The sequence below is a fragment of the Candidatus Planktophila lacus genome, assembly GCF_002288325.1.
Classification (GTDB): Bacteria; Actinomycetota; Actinomycetes; order Nanopelagicales; family Nanopelagicaceae; genus Planktophila; species Planktophila lacus.
In genome coordinates this window covers 349,400-370,751 of sequence record NZ_CP016780.1, presented here as the reverse complement: position 1 = coordinate 370,751, position 21,352 = coordinate 349,400, and the positions used below count along the sequence as shown (strand labels likewise).

Here is a 21,352-nt window from a genome sequence, read left to right as displayed (position 1 = left end):
ATCAAATGAGTAATTGGTATAAACCCGCGGGCTCGCTAAAGACGGCAGAACATGAAATCTCACTGACGCCAAAAGATTCTGGCTGGGAATACTGTGGTTTCTATACCTATAACTTTGCAACTAAATCAGAATTTAGCGTTGAGTTAAGCGGTCGCGAAGGTGTTCTACTTCCACTCTCAGCTCAGAACGTTTCAGTATCGGTTGATGGCCAGGCATTTACTCTAAAAGGTAGAACTGGTGTATTTGCAGCAGTTTCAGATTGGATCTATCTCCCAGTTGGTTCAAAGGTTTCATTTAGCAGTAAATCTGGGGAGATTGCCCTGCTTACTGCAGAAGCTAGTGAAAAATTCCCAGTCTGCTACACACCTGCTGAACAAGTTCAGGTTGAAGTACGCGGTTCAGGCAAAGCAACTCGCCAGGTAAATAACATTGCAACTCCAACTAGCTTTACCCAATGCCACAAGATTCTCGTATGTGAAGTCTTAACACCGGGAGGAAATCTCTCATCATGGCCTCCACATCGCCACGATAAGTTCCCTGGTTGCCCAACAATTAACGAAGAGGTTTATTACTTCCAGATCGGCAAAGATGGATCAGATCACGGAGATCCTGAAGGTGTTGGCTTTTTCCATGTTTACACCGTAGATGAAACTGTCGATGAAACTGTTACCTTGCACGATAGAGATACCTACGTTGTGCCTCATGGTTATCACGGCCCATCAATTGCTTCACCTGAATATCCAATGTATTTCTTGAATGTTATGGCCGGGCCTGCACCCGAGCGCAGCATGGCTTTCTGCGATGATCCAGCACATCATTGGATCCGAGATTCTTGGAACGATCAAGTACAAGATCCACGTTGTCCAATGACTTCTGCCAATGGAAAAGTAGGGAAAGGTAAGTAAATGAAGAGAGAGATCCGCATCGCCGTCCTTGGGTTAGGTTGGATGGGACAGGCGCATTCACGTTCTGCGCTGCGTATTCCTTCACTATTTCCAGATCGTTCATTTGAACCTGTCTTGCAGGTTTGTGCAGATGTAGATCCTGCGCGCCAGAAGAGCGCAGTTGCAGATTATGGATTTAAGCGCGCTACCGGTGATTGGATGGAAGCGGCAACTGCAGATGATGTTGATGCTGTCTGGGTAACCGCGCCAAATATGTTGCACCTTCCAATGATCGAAGCGGCGACTAAAGCTGGCAAAGCAGTATTTAGCGAGAAGCCAATTGGTGGAAAGCCAGAACAGACAGTTCAGGCATACAAGTTAGCCACTGCCGCTGGTGTTCCAACTGGCGTTGGCTATAACTATGTCTGGGCACCGCTAGTGCTTCATGCAAAGAATCTCATTGCCAGTGGTGCACTTGGAGATATCACTCATTACCGCGGTCGCTTCTTGAGTATGTATGGCAGTGACGAACTCGGACTTTTAACTTGGAGATTTAAACTTGCCGATGCTGGTTACGGAGTATCTAGCGACATTCTTAGCCATAGCGTTTCCATGGCGCAGTTCTTAGTTGGTGGCATCTCTGAAGTTGTTGGAATGCAGAACACAACGATTAAGCAACGCCCGCTTCCTTCAGGAAATGCTGGACATTACTCACGCGGTAAGGCAACTGATCCAAAGGGCGATGTTGAAAACGAAGACTTTGCATCGATGCTCTGCACATTTGAAAACGGCGCCACAGGTACCTTTGAAGTAAGTCGCACGGTGGTTGGCCCAGAGAGCCAGAATGCCTTTGAAATTTACGGCACTAAGGGCTCGCTGATGTGGAACTTAGAGAAGATCAATGAACTTCAGTATTACGAGCTAGGTACTTCGTTAAACACTGGCTACACCACTATTTATGGCGGAGATCGCTTCCCATTCCATGGCGCTTTCGTTCCGGGACAAGCCAACGCGATTGGCTTTGAAGATCTAGTTGCGATTGAAGATTATTCATTTATGCAATCAATTGCTGAAGGCACGAAGTTCGGACAGAGCTTTAAAGAGGCAGTTGATGTGGTCAGCGTGCAGCAGGCGTTAATCAACTCTTGGAGTTCACGTACTTGGGAGCGCGTTAAAGATTTAAGTCTTTAAACCATTCTAGAGATTCTGGATTAGCTAGCGCTCCTAAGTTATCAATTGGCTCTTTGTTTACGGCTCGCGTAACCGCTAGCTCCACCAATTTTCCGCTCTTTGTTCTAGGAAAATCCGGCGCCTGCAATATCAAAGCCGGCACATGGCGCGGACTCGCTTTCTGCTTTAGCGCTTGCTTTATTTGATCGGAAAGATCTGTTGTTAGTTCGGAGCCTGGTTTTAACTTAAGAAAGAGAATTACTCGCGTATCGCTCTCGTATTTCTGAGCTACCGCCAAACTTTCCAGAACTTCTTCAAACTCCTCGGTAATACGATAGATCTCAGCCGTTCCAATTCGAACACCTGCAACATTTAGGGTGGCATCAGATCTGCCATGCATGATGAAACCAGATTCTTGGGTTGGCTCAACAAAGTCTCCGTGGGTCCAGATATCTGGAAACTTTTCAAAGTAAGAGGCCAGGTATTTCTCATTTTCCTTATCGCCCCAGAAGAAGAGTGGTGCAGAAGGAAATGTACTGGCGCAAACTAACTCGCCTTTATCTCCAGGTTTTGTCAGGCTTGCATCCGAATTCAAAACTTGCACATCCATGCCGAGCGCGGGAACTTGTATCTGCCCTGCAAAGACCGGGAGTTCTGGCCAGCCCAACATAAAGCAGCCACAAATATCGGTGCCGCCAGAAATTGATGCCAGGTGAACTGTTGGCGAGACCGAACCATAGATGTAAGAAAAACCTTCGTGGCTAAGCGGTGAACCAGTAGATGCAAGAGTTCTTAACTTTGAAAGATCGTGTGAATTGCTCGCCTTAAGTTCGATCTTACGGAGTGAATCTATGTACTTTGCAGAAACTCCAAGAAAGGTTAGCTCTTCCTGTTCTGCGATATCAAAGAGCCTTTCAGGTGCCGGATGCATTGGATTTCCATCGAATAAAACAATGCCAGCTCCAGTTGCAAGAGAGGCAACCAACCAGTTCCACATCATCCAGCCACAAGTAGTGAAGTAAAAGACTTTATCCCCATCGCGAATATCTAGGTGGTAACGCTGTTCACTTAAAGTCTTAAGCAGAACACCTGCTGCGCTATGAACAATGCACTTCGGCTTACCTGTAGTTCCAGATGAAAAGAGGATAAATCCAGGGCGGTTAAAGGAACCCTTAACTGATATCTCAGTCGTTCCATCACTTGAACTGAGCCACTCAGTAAATGAAAGATATGGATTAGGTTTTGATCCGATAGAAACAACTTTAACTAGCGAAGGCAGGCCAGCAACAATTTCACTGACTTTTTCTAGACAATCTATCTGCTTGCCGTTGTACTCATAGCCTGAAGTAACTAACAGCACCTTTGGAGATATCTGCTGAAAACGATCTAAAACGGTTGCAGCACCAAAATCTGCAGAAGTGCTTGAGAAGATCGCACCTATTTTTAGCGCACCGAGAGCAAAAGAAACCACATCTGCGGTATTTGCTACGCAGGCTGCAACTACATCACCTTCTACAACACCAGCGCTCAATAGCGACTGTGCGACTTGGTTAGCTAACTTCCTGACTTCACTTCTTGTAAATGTGCGGCGCTGCCCAGATTCGGAGATCTCAGTTATAACTATTTGGTCGGGATCTCCCTTAAGTAAGGTATCGACTACATTTAACTTGGCACCTGGAAAGAATTCAGTTTGAAAAAAACCAGAGCCAGAGATTGCAGTGTCTCCAAAATCGCCGACTATTTCTGAATCACTTACAACAAAGCGCCAAAAGTCAGCAGAGTTATCTATCGACCACTTATGAAGTTCTGAAAAATCCTTCGCCTTTGCCAGCTCATTTAATTTAATGAGCGAGGGGTTATTGGATTTACCTGGGCTCCAAAGAGGTGAAGACATTAATTAAGGTCGTCCCATTACCTCAAAGGCTCGCTCAAAGACTTCTGCGAAAGCGATCGATTGAGAATGTGGCATAAGCCAACCTTCTCCCCCGCGAATCCGGCGCGACATAGCATCAGCCATTAGTTGGTAAGGATCGCAGGCGGCAAAGTTTTCAACCGTTACCTTTCCATCAACTTCAACTTCCAAGGTGCTTGGTTTGTTATGCGAGTTAAAGGCATCGTTTCCGGTCATTGAGACTCGACCCTTTGTGCCAACGACATCAAAGTAAAGAGTGTTGGGAGTATTCATCGAAGTCAGCGCCTCAGCGTGAGCCCCGCCTATTTCAAATGATGTCGTAACGGTTTCATCACATCCACCTGGATGCCATTTCACATCTGTCTTTATATTGCTTACTGGTGCAAAGTCCATTAACCAGATAGGAGCGGCAACTGAATAAGGTCCAAGGTCGTAAAGCCCGCCGCCACCGAGTTCGTAGATCGCACGGATATTTGCAGGGTCTAATCCGTCATAAGTAAATGCGGAGCGAATTGTCTTTACTTCACCAATCACACCTGAATCAACAATCTCTTTAAGGCGCAGAGTGCGCGGATGCCAGCGGTTCCAGCTCGCCTCCATAAAGATCAAGCCAGTTTCATTTGCAACAGCAATTGCTTCCTTTAACTGTGCAACGTTCATCGCGGCAGGCTTTTCACAGAGCACATGCTTTCCAGCGCGCATCGCCTTGATTGACCATTCGATGTGAAGTGAATTTGGGAGCGAGATGTAGATCGCCTCTACCTTTGGATCGGCAAGGAGTTCGTCATAGTCGGTGTAAACCAAACCTGAAGGTGAGAGTGCTAGCCCTCTTTCGCGATCTTTTGCGCCAACGGCATAGATCTCACCATCTTTTGAGTTTAGTAAGGCTGGATATAGCGCTAACTTTGCAATGTAACCTGCGCCGATAAATCCCCAACGTACTTTTCCTTGTGCTTTTTCCATAACGGGGACAATACTTGCAAAATTGGCTTTAGCCAATCAGGCGTAAGATAGAGTTCATGAAGAGTCAACGTTGGACTGCTAAAGATTCAAAGAAGCACATCATCGTTCCAAGCGCGTTAGATCATAAATATTCACGCGGAACCCTTGGAGTAATAACTGGATCTGCGCAGTTTCCAGGCGCTGCTGTATTAACTTCAAAGGCAGCGCTGGCGACTGGCCTTGGGGTTCTGCGCTTCCATAGTTCATCTGGACTGGCTCACCTTGTCCTGCACGCTGCTCCAGAAGCGCTGGTTCAACCAGGAAAAGTCGATGCTTGGCTCGTTGGATCAGGTGTGAGCGATAAGAAATATAGCGATTACACAACTTGGCTACGCCACCGTTGGTTTAAGTTAATGAGCGCACAGAGCGTGCCGACAGTTCTTGATGCAGGTGCGCTGGACTGGGCCAGGAAGTTAACTCAGCCCACTTTGATAACTCCTCACGCTGGAGAACTCGCAAAGCTGCTCGCTAAGCGCGGTATTCAGGTCTCTTCAGAGGCGATTGAAGCAGATCCTAAAAAGTGGTCGATGGTTGCTACTGACAAGTTAGGTGTTACAGTCCTTTTGAAAGGTTCAACCACATATATTGCGCAACCAGATTTTTTAATTGAACTTCCAAAAGCAACACCGTGGCTCGCCACAGCCGGAAGTGGAGATGTATTAGCAGGAATAATTGGCGCGCTTCTTGCAACAAATTACATTGAAATTTTAAATGATGAAAATAATTTAGCGCGCGTTGCTGCAACTGGCGCATTTATTCACAATAGCGCTGCACTTTTAGCATCTAAGGATGCCCCCATCTCATCTTCATCAATTATTGAGTTTATTCCTGAAGCAATTCGAAAAATAATAAAGTAGGGCTAGCCCCAGAGTTTATTTCTTTGAATTAATTTAAAGTTTCACTTCACCCTGACATCACCGATGCACTACCTTGAGTTGTGCCTAATTCTCCAACAGTTCTCGTTGCAAGCGATGATGCCTTTGAGTTAGCAACTCTTAGCGCAGCGCTTCGTTTGCACTCAGTAAATGTTGTAGCAGAAGCAAGTACCACGGAAATCGCCGAAAATTTATATAAATTTCTATCGCCTCAAGTAGCGCTAATTGATTTGCAATTTGCTGGTGCTGAAGCACTTGCCTTGATAAATAAGTTTAGAAAAGTAAATCCCTCACTCGGCGTTGTGTTGATTACGGCCTGCCCTGATCTACGTCTGCTCGGATTAGTTGAGAAACAGATTCCACAAGGTGCGCAGATAGTTTTAAAGAAATCAATCGCAGACCTTACCGTCGTTAGCCACTCGATCGTGCGTTCGATTGCAGCGGTAGATGCCAAGGAGAAGATGGCCTGGGTAGATAGCCATGGCTCTCTGCACGAGAACTCCTTTTCATCTATTCTCAATGAATTCACAGATATCCAGATCGAGACCTTCCGCTTACTCGCTAAAGGTTTGAGTAACTCTGAGATAGCAAAGGTGCGGGTTGTCAGCGAGAAATCGGTAGAACAGATAGTCGCCCGAATCGCACAGCATTTACAAGTACTCCCAGATAGGGCACAGAATTTGCGCGTTGTTTTAACTGGCGAATACTTCAAATGGATCGGCGCACCGCGCCACTAGCTCTAACTTATTTAACGCAGCCACTAAAGTTTGTGCCATGTCCACTTCCCTTACTTTGGCCGAACTTCGTAGCCGGTGGAATGATGTTTTAGACCATCTTGAGTCGCATGATCGCGTCGCTTGGATCGCCTACTTCGATGCTCGCCTTGCCGAATTCGACGGAACTACCTTGAAATTGGATTTCTCTGATGCCCGCAAATTCTCTGGTGGGCATGAATACTCTCCGACGAGAGTAAAGCTAGAGAACTCACTTAAGGCCTCAATCCAAGAAGTTCTATCTACTTCGATTGAAATTGAGGAATTAGCTTGAAAAAAATAATTTCGGTGCTTGTCATCAGCCTTGCGCTCTTCTCAATTCAAACTGTTTCAAGTAACGCTGCTACCTCAAAGTTGAGCCTGACCGTCCTTCAAACTCCGGGTGGAGAAGAACCAGTTGTCACTCTCTACGGAAATCTAAAGCCGGCAAAATCTGCGGTAAAGGTAGAGATCCAGATCCAGTTAAATGGCAAATGGCAAGATACGAGATTTTCAACTAGAACAGCACGGGTGGGAACTTGGAAAGTTGTCGCTGTTGCGACCGCGCTAAATGCCCAAGTTAAATACCGCGCCAAGGTAAAAATAGGCTCAAAGAGTATTTACTCAAATATCCGTGAGATAACAGTGCGCTCTGTTCCTGAAATTTCTAGCGCTTCATCAACAGTAATGATTGATCAGCTCGGTCCAGGCGGGCGAATCCATGGCTCTGATGTAAGTCGATGGCAACATCCGAATGGCGCACCGATTGATTTTGTTAAGAAGTACAGCGCTGGAATGCGCTTTGTAATGATCAAAGCATCGGATTCTCGCGATGAAGCAGATGCGCTTGCCTTGAAATATGTGATCATGGATAGATTGGCGGCGCAGGCTGCAGGAATGTATACCGGTTTCTACCATTATGCGGTTTTGCCAGATGTAAAGACAGATGCTGAAGTAATAACTGATGCGCAAACCCAGGCACAGAAAGTTATCTGGCGCCTCGGCGCACTTGGCGGCTACAACGATCGCGACCTTCCTTATGCGCTTGATTTAGAGAATAACTGTGTGCGCCTGTCTGGGAAAACGTGTGCCAGATATCTACCAAAGGCGCAGATAACTCTCTGGGCAAAAACTTTCCTTAGGGTGCTGCGCGAAAAAACCGACCGCATGCCAATCTTGTATTCATATCCGAGCTTCCTGGAAGGTGCGATGGTTCGTGATAACGAGCTGCGCCAATATCCACTCTGGCTGGCGCAATATGGAATTGATCCCGCCGATCCACTTGGACAGCCTGGACTTAAGGAAGGTGGTTGCTATGTGCACTCTTGGACCGCTGCTAACTGCTCATCACAATGGATCATCTGGCAATACTCATCTTGCGGTATCGCACCAAAGTATGGAGTTCCCGGATCGCGCCTTGATTTAAATGTATTCCGAGGCGAGCCAAGCGCCTTCTTAGATTTGGTAAAGGGAAGTTGGTTTCCCGAAGTAGTTGATCAGATGCCAATCAATGAAACCAGCACATTGGTATTTAAGAATGTGAAATTTACGACCAGTGATAAACCTGTGACGTTAGAAGTTGATGTAACTCGCCCAGATGGAAAACCAGTTGTGACAGGAACGGTTCGTTTCTATACCAACTCCGATAACCCAATCGAACCTAAACCAGTTCAGACGGTGGTTAGATCAACTAGCGGATCTTGGAAGCTAACCATTAAAGGAATGCCAGCGGGAACTTGGACGGGGCGAATCGGATTTAAAGATGCAACTGGTACTCACGCAGAAAGTCGATCACCAATTACGCTATCGATTTTGCCGGGAGATCCAAACCTACCAACACCTACTCCGAAGCCAACCGTTGCTCCTACAAAGAAGCCAACTACTGATGGATGCAGGAATCAGATTAAGAATTAGCGGGTACGAGTAAGCAATTTATCTAGCGCAGCTCGTTCGTTCTTTAAATGGTTTGTAAATTCAGAAACGGACGCTTTCTTCGCCGCGGCATCCCAACCCAATATCGGAGCGATCAGTGTGGCAACTGTTGCGGCAATCGCTTCGCCGCCATCGCTTGCTTCAAATGCAATTCGCGTGCGGCGCGAGAGAACATCATCAACGCTCTGTGCTCCCTCATGGGTTACTGCATAAATGATCTCTGCTTTTAGATAGGCAAGTTCTGGCGTGAGCGGTTCTGCCATCTTCTTATCTGCGTCGATGATTTCAAATATTTCGTTAATTAGCGATCCGTAGCGATCTAGGAGATGAGTAATTGTTGTTTGCGCTAAGCCGCTCATCTGTGCCAACTGCGCACTCTGTTGCACCAAAGCAAAGTAACCATCAGCGCCAATTGCAGGTAATTTCTCGGTAATTGATTCGGCAACGATGCGACGTAGATCGTTAACGGCTAGATCAATAACATCCTTACCCATAACGCGATAGGTGGTGTACTTGCCGCCGGCGATACTTACAAATCCTGGGACTGGGCGATCGACGGTGTGTTCGCGTGAGAGTTTTGTGGTTGTGGCTCCTGCTGCGTTTGCCACCAGCGGACGCAAGCCAGCATAAACACCGAGAATGTCAGCGGCATCAATCTTGGGATGTAACACGCGATTTGCCTGATCAATTATGTATTCAACATCTTCTTTAGTGGCGACCGGGTTGGTGCGATCTGCCTTATATGGAGTATCTGTTGTACCAACAATCCATTTATCGGCCCAAGGAATAATAAATAGGACTGAAACTGAAGTCTTTAGAATGATTCCGGCCTCAGATTTAATCGCGCTCTTGGGCAACACGATATGTGCGCCTTTACTCATGGCGACTTTATATCCAGGTTTGATTCCAAATTTTTCATGGAGCTCATCGCTCCAAATACCAGCGCACATCACAGTAACCTTGGCGCTAACAGTTATCTTCTTGCCAGAGTTAAGGTCGCGAACCTTCGCGCCAACTACGCGCTTTCCATCGCGAACTAGCTCTTCGCACTGAACGCGGGTAGCGATAATTACTCCGTGGCGCGCTGCAGTACGTGCAACAGCCAAGGTGTGACGAGCATCGTCTACCTGAGCGTCAAAGTACTTGATTGCACCATTAATCAGATCGCCACGTAAAGATGGCGCGGTGGTTGCGATTTTCTTCTCGCTTAAATGTTTATGCCAAGGAAGTGCGCGCTGAAAACCGCGGAGCACATCGTAGAGAGCAAGACCTGCACCGACATACGTGCGTTCGCGATACTTTTCATGGAGCGGATATAAGAATCCAACAGGCTTAACTAAATGTGGTGCTAGCGAGGAAACCATTAACTCGCGCTCATGCAACGCTTCGCGAACTAACTTAAAATCATATTGTTCTAGATAGCGAAGTCCACCGTGAATCAACTTGCTTGATCGACTTGATGTACCGGCTGCAATATCTTGGTTTTCTACTAGAGCTACTTTTAATCCGCGTGATGCGGCATCTAACGCTGCACCAACACCGGTGACTCCCCCGCCAATAATTAATACATCGAATTCCTCTGATGCCAAAGACTTGAGGGCGGAGATACGTTGCGCAGGATTTAACTGCGAATCAAACATTTACTCTCCCGCCCTACCGTCTCGAATACTTTCGTTATAGGCTTAAGGATATGTCATATATAGCCAGTCTTGATCAAGGAACGAGCAGCACTCGTTGCATGATCTTTGATAAATCAGGCGCTGTCATTGCTATCGCCCAAAAGGAACACCAACAATTCACCCCTCACCCTGGTTGGGTCGAACATGATGCTGGTGAGATCTGGCAGAACACACAATCGGTGATCAAAGAAGCAATTTCCGCCGCTGAAAAAAAGGCTGGTCTGGCTTCGATAGAGATAAGCGCCATCGGCATTACCAATCAACGCGAAACAATTGTGGCGTGGGATGCGCAGACCGGTAAAGCGCTACATCACGCAATTGTTTGGCAAGATACACGGACAGCTGATTTCCTAGATGGCCTATCTCAATCAGATAAAGAGCTCTTAACTAGCCGCACTGGACTTGCGATTGCTCCATATTTTTCAGCGAGCAAAATCAATTGGCTGCTAAATAACGTGGATTCGGTTAAACAGGCGCTAGCCACAGGAAACCTTCGGATTGGCACGATTGATTCTTGGCTCACCTGGAATTTATCTGGCGGTCTGCACATAACAGATGTAACAAATGCATCGCGCACCATGCTTATGAACCTGCAGAGCCTTGCTTGGGATAGCGAGCTGCTAGCAATCTTTGATATCCCATTAGCTATTTTGCCTGAGATCAAATCATCATCTGAAGTTTATGGTGAATCCAGTAAGACCGGTCCCTTTGCAGCCCAAATCCCTATCGCCGGAATTCTCGGCGATCAACATGCTGCCATGGTTGGCCAAGCCTGTTTTGAAAAGGGAAGTTCCAAGACTACTTATGGCACCGGTAACTTCGCGCTACTAAATACCGGAACCGAAATAGTTCGCTCCAAACATGGTCTCTTAACAACGGTCTGCTTTAAATTCGGTGACCAACCTGCGCAATATGCCCTTGAAGGTTCAGTTGCAGTAACTGGCTCAGCTATTCAATGGTTACGTGATCAACTCGGAATAATTTCATCTGCATCTGAAGTCGAAGCGCTTGCGCTGCAGGTTAAAGACTCTGGTGGCGTTTACTTTGTACCCGCCTTCTCTGGTTTATTTGCACCATATTGGCGCAGCGATGCGCGCGGAGTAATTGTTGGACTAACGCGCGCAACAACTAAGGCACACCTAGCCCGCGCTGCCTTGGATGCAATTTGCTATCAAACTATGGAGATTATGGAAGCGATGGTTGCAGATAGCGGCATTGCAATGACTGAGATGAAAGTTGATGGCGGTATAACTGCAAATCAACTATGTATGCAATTACAAGCAGATGTAATGGGCATCGACATCGTTAAACCTTTAATTACCGAGACCACAGCGCTCGGTGCGGCATATGCAGCGGGCTTAGCAATTGGTTTCTGGAAATCAACCGATGAAGTTAAAGCGCAATGGCGCCAAGATCGGCGATGGCAGGCAGAAAGTGATGAGAAAACCCGAACCATTGGCGCAGCGCAATGGAAACGTGCAGTGGAGCGGACCTTTAACTGGGTTGAATAACGCTAAATCGCACCCGTTAAGGCTTAGAGTTAACCCATTATGAGCGAGCAGAAAAAGCTAAGCGCTGGAGTTATTCGCAACAATTTAGCGATGGCAGATGGCCGCACCATTCGGTATTACGACTCGCAAGGTCAATCTCGCACAGCGCAAGATCAACGCCCTAAAGAAGAACAACCTGGCATCGGCGAACTTCGCCTTGATCCGCTTCTAAATGAATGGGTTGTAATGGCGGCCCACCGTCAGGGGCGGATCTTCTTGCCACCGAAAGAGTTATGTCCGCTCTGTCCGACAAAAGGTGAACTCCTAACTGAAGTTCCTGATACAAATTATGAAGTTGTGGTCTTTGATAATCGCTCACCTTCGCTACGTAAACCAGAAGGTGATTGGGCCGCCCCCGATATGGTCGGACCAGAAACAGATGCCGGAACCGCTGCCGGAAAGTGCGAAGTAATTTGCTTTACCGATAACCACGGCGGTTCTTTCAAAGATTTAACGCCACAACGCGTGCGCGTTCTGCTTGAAGCATGGATCGACCGCGTGCGCGAACTCTCGCAAGAGCCATATATCCATCACATCGCACCATTTGAAAATCGTGGTGAAGAAGTTGGCGTAACTCTCTCTCACCCACACGGACAGATTTATGCCTATTCGTATCTGCCTTCGCGAGTTCAGAAGATGCTCGCTGTTGCTCGCAAATATATGGATGAAACCGGCAAAGTTTTATTTGATGATGTGCTTGCCCGCGAATTAAAAGACCAGGTTCGTATCGTTGCTAAGAACGCTCACTGGGTAGCCTTTGTTCCATATGCTGCTCGATATCCATTTGAAATACATGTGGCACCGCTTAATCCAGTTGCCGACTTAGCTGAACTAACTCCAGAACAAGCAGATGCTTTTCCAGGGATTTCGCTTGAAGTTATGCGTCGCTTAGATGGCGTATTCGGAATTGATATGGCCTACATCGCAACCTGGCATCAAGCACCGGTGCGCGAAGGTCGCGATTTACTGCGCCTGCATTGGCAGATCACTAGTGTGCGCCGCGCACCTGGCAAGTTAAAGTATTTAGCAGGTAGCGAATCTGCGATGGGTGCGTTCATCATGGATCTAAAGCCTGAACAATCTGCAGGTCAGTTGCGAGATGTTGAGCTCTGATTTCACAGCGCTCTTTGGGCAAGCACCAGAAATAATTTCCGAGGCGCCGGGGCGCGTTAATTTAATCGGAGAACATGTCGATTATTGCGATGGCTTTGTTATGCCCTTCGCCATAAATGATCGAACCTATTCCGCTATTAACCGACGCAGCGATCGAAAGATCCGAATCGCATCAGCACAACGTCCCGGTGAAGTAATTGAAACTTCTCTTGATCAGATATCCCCTGATAAAGCTGGCGATTGGGAGCGTTACATCTTGGGAGTTATCTGGGCCTTTGGCGATCGCATAACCACTGGCTTAGATATCTTGGTAGATGGCCGAGTCGCACTCGGCGCAGGTTTATCTTCATCTGCCGCACTGGAGTGTTCGATCGCAATCGCACTCAATCAATTATTTACAGCAGATCTATCGCTACCTGATCTAGCGCGTTTAGCTCAACGTTCTGAAAATGAATATGTAGGAATGCCCTGCGGAATCATGGATCAATCGGTATCGCTTATGGCGCAGGCAGGTAGTGCGCTCTTACTTGATTGTCGCGACCTAAGCACCGAACAAATTCCTTTTGATCTAGCAAGTTCTGGCCTTGAGCTTTTAATTATTGATACCCGAGCCCACCACGCGCTAGTCGATGGTGGTTACGCCGAACGACGCGCTTCTTGCGAATCTGCAGCGGCAAAACTCGGCATAAAGGCGCTGCGGGATTGTTCAGCGTCGAAATTAGAAAGTTCTCGCAGCAAGTTGACAGAACTTGAATATATGCGAGCCGAACATGTTGTAAATGACATTGCCCGCGTGCACCAATGCGTTGAACACTTGAAGCGCGCTGATTTCAAATCAGTTGGCGAAATCTTGACCCAATCACACGCATCGTTACGCGATCTCTTTGAGATATCTTGCCCCGAGTTAGATCTCGCTGTTGCAACTGCTCTCGCCAATAAATCACTGGGTGGGCGAATGATCGGTGGCGGTTTTGGCGGAAGCGCTATAGCGCTCTTTAAAGTTGCTGATATTGATCAAGCAAAGGTGGCGATCACTGCGGCATTTAAAGCAGCAGGCTTTACTGAACCAAGATTTTTCACATCGCTACCAAGTAGCGGCGCAGCTGTAATCAGTAATTAGAGAGCGTTAAACGAGATAACTTCAACGCCACCGATAGCGCCAAGAACCTCAATTAAATCTGTTGGATCAGATCCAGGCACGGCAACGGTAACTTCGTCATAACCGCGGCCATCTTCAGATTTCAGAACAGTTAAGCCACGGATATCTGCACCGGCTGCGCCAATTGCAGATGCCAGCAACCCAAGAGCGCCTGGGCGATCTGGAAGAGAGATCTCTAACTTAAACAACGCCATGGGTGAAGGCTACCGCGCACCTAACTTTTAGGTGAATTAAACCGCGGGAGCTGTTCCGAGTGTGACCTTGTAGGTCTTTGATGATCCATCAGGCAAGGTCATTACCACTGTAATAACTGCACCTGGTGCGTACGAACGGATCTTCACAATGGCAGCATCACGATTTGCGATCTTTACGCCATCGATTGTTTTGATAATCGAACCAACAACGACGCCAGCCTTTTCTGCGCCCTCACCAGGAGTTAACTGCAAGATCTTTGCTTGGGTATCTGCTGTTACATCATCGAAGACGACGCCCATCACCGGACGTGTTGACTTACCAGTTGCAATGATTTCATCGATCACGCGCTTTGCTTCATTGATCGGAATTGAGAATCCCAAGCCGATGCTGCCGCTGACTCCACCTGAAGTGAGTGTGGCAATTGCAGAGTTAACGCCGATGATGCGACCTTGCGCATCAACCAGCGCGCCGCCAGAGTTACCTGGATTAATTGCCGCATCAGTCTGAATTGCATTTACATAAGATGTGGAATCAGTTGTTCCAGCTGTAACTGGGCGATTAAGGGCAGAGATGATTCCTTGGGTAACTGTATTTGCAAGCCCTAGTGGTGAACCAATTGCCAGTACTTCTTCACCGACGCTGATCTTAGAAGAATCACCAAGTGCAATTGCTGGCAAATTACCCTTCTTTACCTGCAAGACGGCGATGTCATACATGCGATCGCGGCCCACAATAGTTGCAGCAATTTCACTGCCATCAGCAAACTCAACTTTAATTGTGCCGCTAGTTGCGGCTGCTTCAACTACGTGGTTATTGGTGATGATGTAGCTGCTAGTCGAATTGGATTTATAAATTGATCCTGATCCAGTTCCGCCGCCTGCTGCAGTCTTTACGGATATAGAAACCACAGATGGTGTGACTAGCGCTGAAATTGTCTTGGCATTTATAGTGTTATTGCCAATTTCAATAGCTGTTTTATTAACAGGACATGTGTTGTTCTTGGCTAAAGTCAAAGCCTGGGTGCGGTTGTCGGCACAAACTACAACGCTGCCTGCGGAAGTTGTGGTCGCGGCGGTTGCAACGGTTCCGGCTAAGAGTGCGCCGGCAACAAAAGCAATAGTTACTTTTAGAGGTGTGCGTGTGATTTTCATGGCTTGATCATCTCTCTTAATTCTTAGCGAATCCTGTGATTTCGGTGTAAAGATTATTAGGCTTCTACGATCCAGGCACCTTCAACGGCTACTTTAATCTTAGGCAGCGGCTTATTTGTAGGGCCTGTCACAACTGTTCCATCTTTTCCTGGATCAAATACCGCACCGTGGCAGCCACATTGCAGGTTCTTAGTTGCTGAGTTGTATTGCACGGTGCAACCTTCATGGGTACACACTGCCGAATATGCATAAACCCCTGTTTTGCTCTTAAATAAAACTGCAGGTGATCCAGATTTAGATGTGAAGTTATGAATCTTACCCACCGCAAGCGCGCTATCTTCAATGATTTTGGCGGGGCCAGCACTCACCGCTGCCGATTTCTTAGGAAGCAAGCGCCCAAGCCCAGCACTCGCAACGGCAAGTGCGGCAATCGATGAAACGCGGATGAAGCCGCGGCGATCAATTGAGATATTGCTCTTGCGACGAGAGCCGTAGAGGAATAAGAAATAAGTGAACCAAAAAACCGTGTAGACCGAATTGCTTGCTAAGAAATATGGCTGAACGTTCCATGTACTAGACAGCCATAGAAATAGGGAGGTTAAAAAACCGCCAAAGGCTGCCCATGTTGGCGCTATCCAAAGAAGTGTTGCAAAGCCGATTGCAAATTCGGCAGCCATCACCAAAATACCAACCTGAGTTGCGTGATCTAAAATTTTATTGAGTAAGAAATCAATCGGTGAATTTTGCGCGTATGCAGCAAGTTGTGATCCGATAAATGTTGGCGAACCAGAAGTTAAAAATCCGGGATCACTTGCCTTATCCCAACCGGCATAGATCCAAGTAGCTCCAAGCCAGAGGCGCATAACGCGCAGCGGCCAGAGTTGATTTCTCCATGAGGCTTTTAACTTCATAAACTCAATTTAGACCCTTAAGGTCTAAATCTCTTGCTGGCTGCCCCACCTGGCCTCGATCCAGGGACATCCGAATTAACAGTTCGGCGCTCTACCAACTGAGCTATGGGGCAAAGATTTACAACTTGTCGTGCAGGCGCACACTCTAGCGCACGAGGCGCAGTGGGTCTAAATCGAGCGAAGCGCGAGATCGTGCAGACCGCGGCGGGTGGTCTCAAGGGCCACCAGGCTAGCGAAGGCTTGGTTGTACTCCTGCTCATTTTCTACAGGATTTAACCGTTGCAGCGAAGATTTAAGTTCTGCGATCGCTCGCGAGATTCCAACTTCGCGCAGGCGCGCAACAATGCTTTCTACATAATGGCCAGTGACCTCACCATCGGCGCGAATCGGCTCGACATTTAATTCGGTAAAGAGCGCGCGCATATTCTCATCTGAGATTTGTTCAATCTCAATCGAACTCTGCTCATCAACTGCAGCAATTATCTGAGCCAATTGAATGTAGGCCGGATGTGTAAAGGCGCCACTTTCAATCTCTCGCCAATTTGATATCAAAGATGGCATCTGCAGACGCGCCTTCAATACTTCACGTTCCAGAATTAAACGCGGCTCTTGTGGATTTGGGCGCCACTGCACTTGTGGCGCTTCTTCTTCACCATTTACAACTGGCGCGCTCTGTTGTGGCTGGCGCTTAACACCTTGCGCAACAGCAGAAGAAACTGTCTCGACTTCAACGCCAAGCCATCCTGCCAGCAAACGTGTGTACTCGGGGCGAAGTGACTTGTCGCGAATCTGCGCAACTAACGGCGCAGTTGCATTTAGCGCGTTAACGCGACCTTCGGCAGAATCTAATTTATGAAGCGCAAGCTCAGTACGTATCGCAAACTCAAATAGCGGAACGCGCTTAGCAATCAAATCGCGTAGCGCTAGATCGCCTTTCTGTTGGCGCAGATCGCATGGATCTAACCCATTTGGCTCAACGGCCACAAAGGTTTGAGTTACAAACTTTTGATCTTCGGTAAAGGCGCGCATCGCAGCCTTTTGGCCTGCCGCATCACCATCGAAGGTGAAGATAACTTCTCCGCGGAAAGCATCGTCATCCATAAGTAAACGGCGGATGATGCGGATGTGGTCTGCACCAAATGCAGTGCCACAAGTTGCAACTGCGGTTGTTATTCCAGCTAACTGCGCCGCCATTACATCTGTGTAGCCTTCAACGATTACAACCTGGCGCTTTTTCGCGATCTCTTTCTTCGCCATATCAAGGCCGTAAAGGACTTGGCTCTTCTTATAAATTGGGGTCTCAGATGTGTTTAAATACTTTGGGCCTTGATCTTCTTCATCACTGGCGAGCTTTCGCGCACCAAAACCAACTACATCACCAGAGATATCTTTGATTGGCCAGGTAAGGCGATTGCGGAATTTATCGATCGGTCCGCGCTGTCCCATCTTGGAAAGCCCTGCAGTTTCAAGTTCATCGATCGTAAATCCTTGCTCGCGCAAGAACTTAGTTAGGCCATCCCATTCATCTGGGGCATAACCAACACCGAAAGTTTCGCAGGCGCCTTTATCGAATCCGCGCTTGGTCATTAGCTCGCGTGCATGTGCGGCAAGTGGTGAAGTATTTAACTGTTCTTGGTAGAACTTTGCGGCCAGTGCATTTGCAGCAATTAAGCGAGAGCGATTGCCGGCGGGTGCTGGTGTGAAATTTCCTTGCTCATAGCGCAATTGATAGCCCATACGATCAGCAAGGCGTTCAATAGTTTCGGTAAAACTCAAGTGATCTATCTTCATTAAGAAAGCGATTACATCGCCACTTGCCTGACAACCAAAGCAGTGGAAGAAGCCTTTACTTGGGGTTACATGAAATGAAGGTGATTTCTCATCGTGGAAAGGACAGAGCCCTTTCTTCTGACCGCCACCGGCAGATTTGAGTTGTACATAATCTGCGATGACTTCATCGATAGGTGAGCGCTCGCGCACATGCGCAACATCTTCTTCCTTAATGCGTCCGCTCATAAATACATGTTATCTCTCTAGACCGATATCAGAGCGCGCTCAAGCGGGCATGGAGCGCGTAGGCGCCGGGGTCGGTCAGGCTAGCCACTTGGTCGATGATGATGCGCATGCGCGCGGTCTCATCGCTGGAGCGTTCCCAATCTTTAACGAAGATCGAGTCCAGTGAAGTTGCAGCGTGCTTATGCAACATCTCAACTAGCTCCTTAATAACGATCTGCTGCTTGGCATAACGCTCTTGCGAAATTGCTGCGTTGATTAAGTAATAACCGGCCACTGCCTTCAGGAAATCTACTTCTACTTCTTGTTCACGTGGAATAACTAGATCTGCCTCGTAACGGCGGAGTGCACCATGACCGTGAACTTTGCGTGTTTCCAGTTCTGCGGCAAGTACAAAGCGACCAATAAGTTGTGAAGTTGAATCCTTTAAGCGAGCAAGTGAGCGATGGCTGCCATCGTAATAACGCGGCCAGCAAGAAAGTTGTTGCAGACGCTGCAAAGCCGCTGCTGCTTCCTCTTTAGTTGCGGTTGAGCCATATCCATCGCGCATCTCTTTATGCAAAATATCGAAGTCGCGTTCAAAGTTATCGACCTTAACTTGACCGACAAAGATCGCATCTTCTAGATCATGAACTGAATATGCGCAATCATCAGACCAATCCATAATCTGCGCTTCGATACATTTGCGATCAGAAGGCGCACCTTGACGCATCCAATTGAAGATCTCGACATCATCGTCATAGACCCCAAATTTACGTGGGTTAATCGCGCGCGGCCAGGGATATTTTGTTGCCGCATCAAGTGATGCTCTAGTTAAATTCAAGCCAACACTTGAACCATCTTCATCAACAGTCTTTGCTTCAATACGAGTAAGTAAGCGAAAGCTCTGAGCATTTCCTTCAAAGCCACCAAAATCTTTAGCGACTTCAGCTAACGCTTCTTCACCGTTGTGGCCAAATGGTGGATGGCCTAAATCATGCGAGAGACAAGCAGTTTCAAGTAAGTCGGGATCTGCACCAAGTGATTCACCGAGTTCGCGACCAATCTGCGCACATTCTAAAGAGTGTGAAAGGCGAGTACGTTGAAAATCATTCTCCCAAGGCACTGCGACTTGAGTTTTAGCAGCTAGGCGACGAAGCGCTGCTGAGTGAATAACGCGGGCGCGATCGCGCATAAATTCGGTACGACCTGCGCGCTTGGCAGGTTCAAAGAGAAAGCGCTCTTGATCTTTCTCTGAGTAATTCTCTGTACCGCTGCTCATAGCCCTACCCTAAATGATCGCTGATATGAATGCCGCGTCTGCCTAAGGTCACATACGAGAGATAGGCCCCAGTTTCCCGCACTAAATAGCGCTTTCCGGATTTTTCTAAGGAGTTCGGACCAGTCTTTACGGGCGAGCAGGTTGCAACCACCCCTAAATCATTAGCCATCGTCATCGCGCGACGACAATGAAATGGATCGGTAACGATGATTACATCTTTCCAATCTTTGACCTTCATAAACTTTACATAGTTTTCAGTTGAGACCCAAGTATCGCGTCCAACTTCGAGCGAAGTTACATTGCGCGACTTAACACCATTATTTGATAACCAATACTTTCCAGATGCTGCTTCCGTTGTGCGATCACCAGGAGCGCCGGCACCAACGGTAATAATCTGTGGAGCCAGACCGAGTTCATAAATTCGTTTCGCCTCTTGCAGACGCGCTTCTAGAACTTCACCTGGTCGACCGTTTAACTGCGCTGCACCGAGAACAACAATCACATCGCCATTGCGGGTTAGTGGATTATTAGCCGCCTGCCAAGTAACACCAACCGCATAGAGCGGAACAGCGATAACAATTAGAAGTACGGCAGCAATTACGCGGCGAATTATTTTAAAGAAGATCATCCGCCCGAAAACGCATCTTCTAATTCAACTGAAACATCTTCATCTGGATCTAGCAACCAGCCATCTGGCAGGGTTGGTGGACGGCCATGGCTGACGCGACCACGTGGTTTTTCTGCGACTTCAACTGGATATGGCTGATCTGTTAATTGATCCAGCAGAGTGCGAAGTTCGGCTAACGATGAATGCATTCCGAATTGGCGGCGGAGCTCACTTGGAACTCTGAAGCCCTTTAAATACCAAGCCATATGTTTGCGCAGGTCGCGACATCCACGATCTTCGGATTCGAAGTAATCCACGATCAATTCGCCGTGACGGAACATAACTTCGCGCACTTCAAAGAGCGATGGCAGGACTCGCGTATCGCCGCCCTTAAAAGCTTCAACTAGATCGGCAAATAACCAAGGGCGTCCTAAACATCCGCGACCAACAACGACGCCGGCGCAACCTGTCTGCTCCATCATCGCTATGCCATCTGCGCCTGACCAGATATCGCCATTTCCAAGTACTGGCGTTCCGGTTGGCTTCAAGTGTTCAACTAAGCGCGTGATCGCCGACCAATCAGCTTTTCCTTCATACATCTGCTCTGCAGTGCGCGCATGAAGTGCTACCCAAGCAACACCGCTATCTGATGCTGACTTTGCTGCTTCTAAATATGTGTGGTGATCGGTATCAATACCAATACGCATCTTTACGGTGACTGGAATTCCAAATGGCTTTGCCGCTTGTACCGCTGCATCAACAATGGATGAAAATAACTTTCGCTTGTAAGGAAGAGCTGCTCCCCCGCCTTTGCGAGTCACCTTCGGAACCGGACAACCAAAGTTCATATCAATGTGATCGGCTAAATTCTCTTTACCGATCATGGTTACTGCGGCGCGCATCGTGTGCGGATCAACGCTGTACAACTGAACCGAACGCGGCCATTCTCCGGCGCCGGGTGCGATCATGCGCAAGGTATCTGGACGTCTCTCAATTAAAGCGCGTGCAGTAACCATTTCCGAGACAAATAACCCAGCGCCTTGTTCGCGACAGAGCGCGCGAAAAGCAGAGTTGGTAATACCAGCCATCGGCGCAAGAACTACCGGTGGATCAATTACATGGTCACCACTTGCAAGCGGCAGAGTTAATGACACTGGTTAGCAACTTAGTAGATGACGGGTTGGCG

General features: G+C 47.7%; 19 protein-coding genes and 1 tRNA gene. 9 read left to right on the top strand and 11 right to left on the bottom strand.

Annotated elements, in window-relative coordinates; translation table 11 throughout:
* Positions 1–5: 5 nt before the first annotated feature.
* Both iolB and A1sIIB106_RS01840 read left to right on the top strand, forming a co-directional pair.
* A complete protein-coding gene (gene iolB / locus A1sIIB106_RS01845) occupies positions 6–905 on the top strand; it encodes a 5-deoxy-glucuronate isomerase (RefSeq protein ID WP_095677176.1) in 900 nt (299 codons plus the stop codon).
* Positions 906–2,075, top strand: a complete 1,170-nt coding sequence (locus A1sIIB106_RS01840) for a Gfo/Idh/MocA family protein (RefSeq protein WP_095677175.1) — start codon at positions 906–908, stop codon at positions 2,073–2,075. It begins immediately after the preceding gene.
* Here the strand turns inward: A1sIIB106_RS01840 and A1sIIB106_RS01835 are convergent.
* Both A1sIIB106_RS01835 and A1sIIB106_RS01830 read right to left on the bottom strand, forming a co-directional pair.
* Complete coding sequence (locus A1sIIB106_RS01835; protein WP_095677174.1) at positions 2,056–3,948, bottom strand: acetoacetate--CoA ligase; 1,893 nt, start codon at positions 3,946–3,948, stop codon at positions 2,056–2,058. The two genes, A1sIIB106_RS01840 and A1sIIB106_RS01835, sit on opposite strands and share 20 nt — an antisense overlap.
* A 3-nt stretch (positions 3,949–3,951) precedes the next feature.
* Complete coding sequence (locus tag A1sIIB106_RS01830; RefSeq protein ID WP_095677173.1) at positions 3,952–4,929, bottom strand: Gfo/Idh/MocA family protein; 978 nt, start codon at positions 4,927–4,929, stop codon at positions 3,952–3,954.
* 56 nt (positions 4,930–4,985) lie between these two features.
* Between A1sIIB106_RS01830 and A1sIIB106_RS01825 the strand changes: the two genes are divergently transcribed.
* The 4 genes from A1sIIB106_RS01825 to A1sIIB106_RS01810 all read left to right on the top strand — a co-directional run bounded on the left by A1sIIB106_RS01825 (position 4,986) and on the right by A1sIIB106_RS01810 (position 8,509).
* The gene (locus A1sIIB106_RS01825; RefSeq protein ID WP_095677172.1) at positions 4,986–5,825 is read left to right on the top strand and encodes an ADP-dependent NAD(P)H-hydrate dehydratase; all 840 of its coding nucleotides are present in this window, start codon (positions 4,986–4,988) and stop codon (positions 5,823–5,825) included.
* Between the two features lie 80 nt (positions 5,826–5,905).
* Complete coding sequence (locus A1sIIB106_RS01820) at positions 5,906–6,580, top strand: helix-turn-helix domain-containing protein (RefSeq protein ID WP_095677171.1); 675 nt, start codon at positions 5,906–5,908, stop codon at positions 6,578–6,580.
* Positions 6,581–6,617: 37 nt separating this feature from the next.
* On the top strand, positions 6,618–6,890 hold the full coding sequence (locus tag A1sIIB106_RS01815) for a hypothetical protein (RefSeq protein ID WP_095677170.1): 273 nt from the start codon (positions 6,618–6,620) through the stop codon (positions 6,888–6,890).
* Positions 6,887–8,509, top strand: a complete 1,623-nt coding sequence (locus tag A1sIIB106_RS01810; RefSeq protein ID WP_095677169.1) for a glycoside hydrolase family 25 protein — start codon at positions 6,887–6,889, stop codon at positions 8,507–8,509. Before A1sIIB106_RS01815 ends, A1sIIB106_RS01810 begins: the two co-directional genes overlap by 4 nt.
* Here A1sIIB106_RS01810 and A1sIIB106_RS01805 read toward each other — a convergent pair.
* Positions 8,506–10,167: a glycerol-3-phosphate dehydrogenase/oxidase gene (locus A1sIIB106_RS01805; RefSeq protein ID WP_095677168.1), complete on the bottom strand. Its 1,662-nt coding sequence runs from the start codon at positions 10,165–10,167 to the stop codon at positions 8,506–8,508. The two genes, A1sIIB106_RS01810 and A1sIIB106_RS01805, sit on opposite strands and share 4 nt — an antisense overlap.
* Before the next feature lie 50 nt (positions 10,168–10,217).
* Here A1sIIB106_RS01805 and glpK point away from each other — a divergent pair, with 50 nt between their 5' ends.
* The 3 genes from glpK to galK are packed head-to-tail and all read left to right on the top strand — an operon-like array spanning position 10,218 to position 13,989.
* Entirely contained in the window at positions 10,218–11,717 is a 1,500-nt protein-coding gene (glpK, locus tag A1sIIB106_RS01800; RefSeq protein ID WP_095677167.1) for a glycerol kinase GlpK, read from the top strand.
* 39 nt (positions 11,718–11,756) lie between these two features.
* On the top strand, positions 11,757–12,869 hold the full coding sequence (gene galT, locus A1sIIB106_RS01795) for a galactose-1-phosphate uridylyltransferase (protein WP_095677166.1): 1,113 nt from the start codon (positions 11,757–11,759) through the stop codon (positions 12,867–12,869).
* A complete protein-coding gene (gene galK / locus A1sIIB106_RS01790) occupies positions 12,856–13,989 on the top strand; it encodes a galactokinase (protein ID WP_095677165.1) in 1,134 nt (377 codons plus the stop codon). Before galT ends, galK begins: the two co-directional genes overlap by 14 nt.
* Here the strand turns inward: galK and A1sIIB106_RS01785 are convergent.
* From A1sIIB106_RS01785 to dusB, 8 genes are all read right to left on the bottom strand, one after another.
* Positions 13,986–14,222, bottom strand: a complete 237-nt coding sequence (locus tag A1sIIB106_RS01785; RefSeq protein ID WP_095677164.1) for an ACT domain-containing protein — start codon at positions 14,220–14,222, stop codon at positions 13,986–13,988. The genes galK and A1sIIB106_RS01785 overlap by 4 nt on opposite strands.
* A gap of 36 nt (positions 14,223–14,258) precedes the next feature.
* Positions 14,259–15,374 (bottom strand): S1C family serine protease, encoded by a 1,116-nt coding sequence (locus tag A1sIIB106_RS01780; protein ID WP_095677163.1) that lies wholly within the window; start codon positions 15,372–15,374, stop codon positions 14,259–14,261.
* 56 nt (positions 15,375–15,430) lie between these two features.
* A complete protein-coding gene (locus A1sIIB106_RS01775) occupies positions 15,431–16,285 on the bottom strand; it encodes a Rieske 2Fe-2S domain-containing protein (RefSeq protein WP_095677162.1) in 855 nt (284 codons plus the stop codon).
* Between the two features lie 37 nt (positions 16,286–16,322).
* Positions 16,323–16,398 (bottom strand) — tRNA-Asn (locus A1sIIB106_RS01770).
* 55 nt (positions 16,399–16,453) lie between these two features.
* On the bottom strand, positions 16,454–18,301 hold the full coding sequence (gene dnaG, locus A1sIIB106_RS01765) for a DNA primase (protein ID WP_095677161.1): 1,848 nt from the start codon (positions 18,299–18,301) through the stop codon (positions 16,454–16,456).
* A 28-nt stretch (positions 18,302–18,329) separates the two neighbouring features.
* Positions 18,330–19,559 carry a deoxyguanosinetriphosphate triphosphohydrolase gene (locus A1sIIB106_RS01760; protein WP_095677160.1) on the bottom strand — a complete coding sequence of 410 codons (1,230 nt, stop codon included), beginning with the start codon at positions 19,557–19,559 and terminating at the stop codon, positions 18,330–18,332.
* 4 nt (positions 19,560–19,563) lie between these two features.
* Positions 19,564–20,187 carry a YdcF family protein gene (locus tag A1sIIB106_RS01755; protein WP_095677159.1) on the bottom strand — a complete coding sequence of 208 codons (624 nt, stop codon included), beginning with the start codon at positions 20,185–20,187 and terminating at the stop codon, positions 19,564–19,566.
* The gene (gene dusB / locus A1sIIB106_RS01750) at positions 20,184–21,320 is read right to left on the bottom strand and encodes a tRNA dihydrouridine synthase DusB (RefSeq protein ID WP_223299503.1); all 1,137 of its coding nucleotides are present in this window, start codon (positions 21,318–21,320) and stop codon (positions 20,184–20,186) included. Before dusB ends, A1sIIB106_RS01755 begins: the two co-directional genes overlap by 4 nt.
* Between the last annotated feature and the right edge of the window lie 32 nt (positions 21,321–21,352).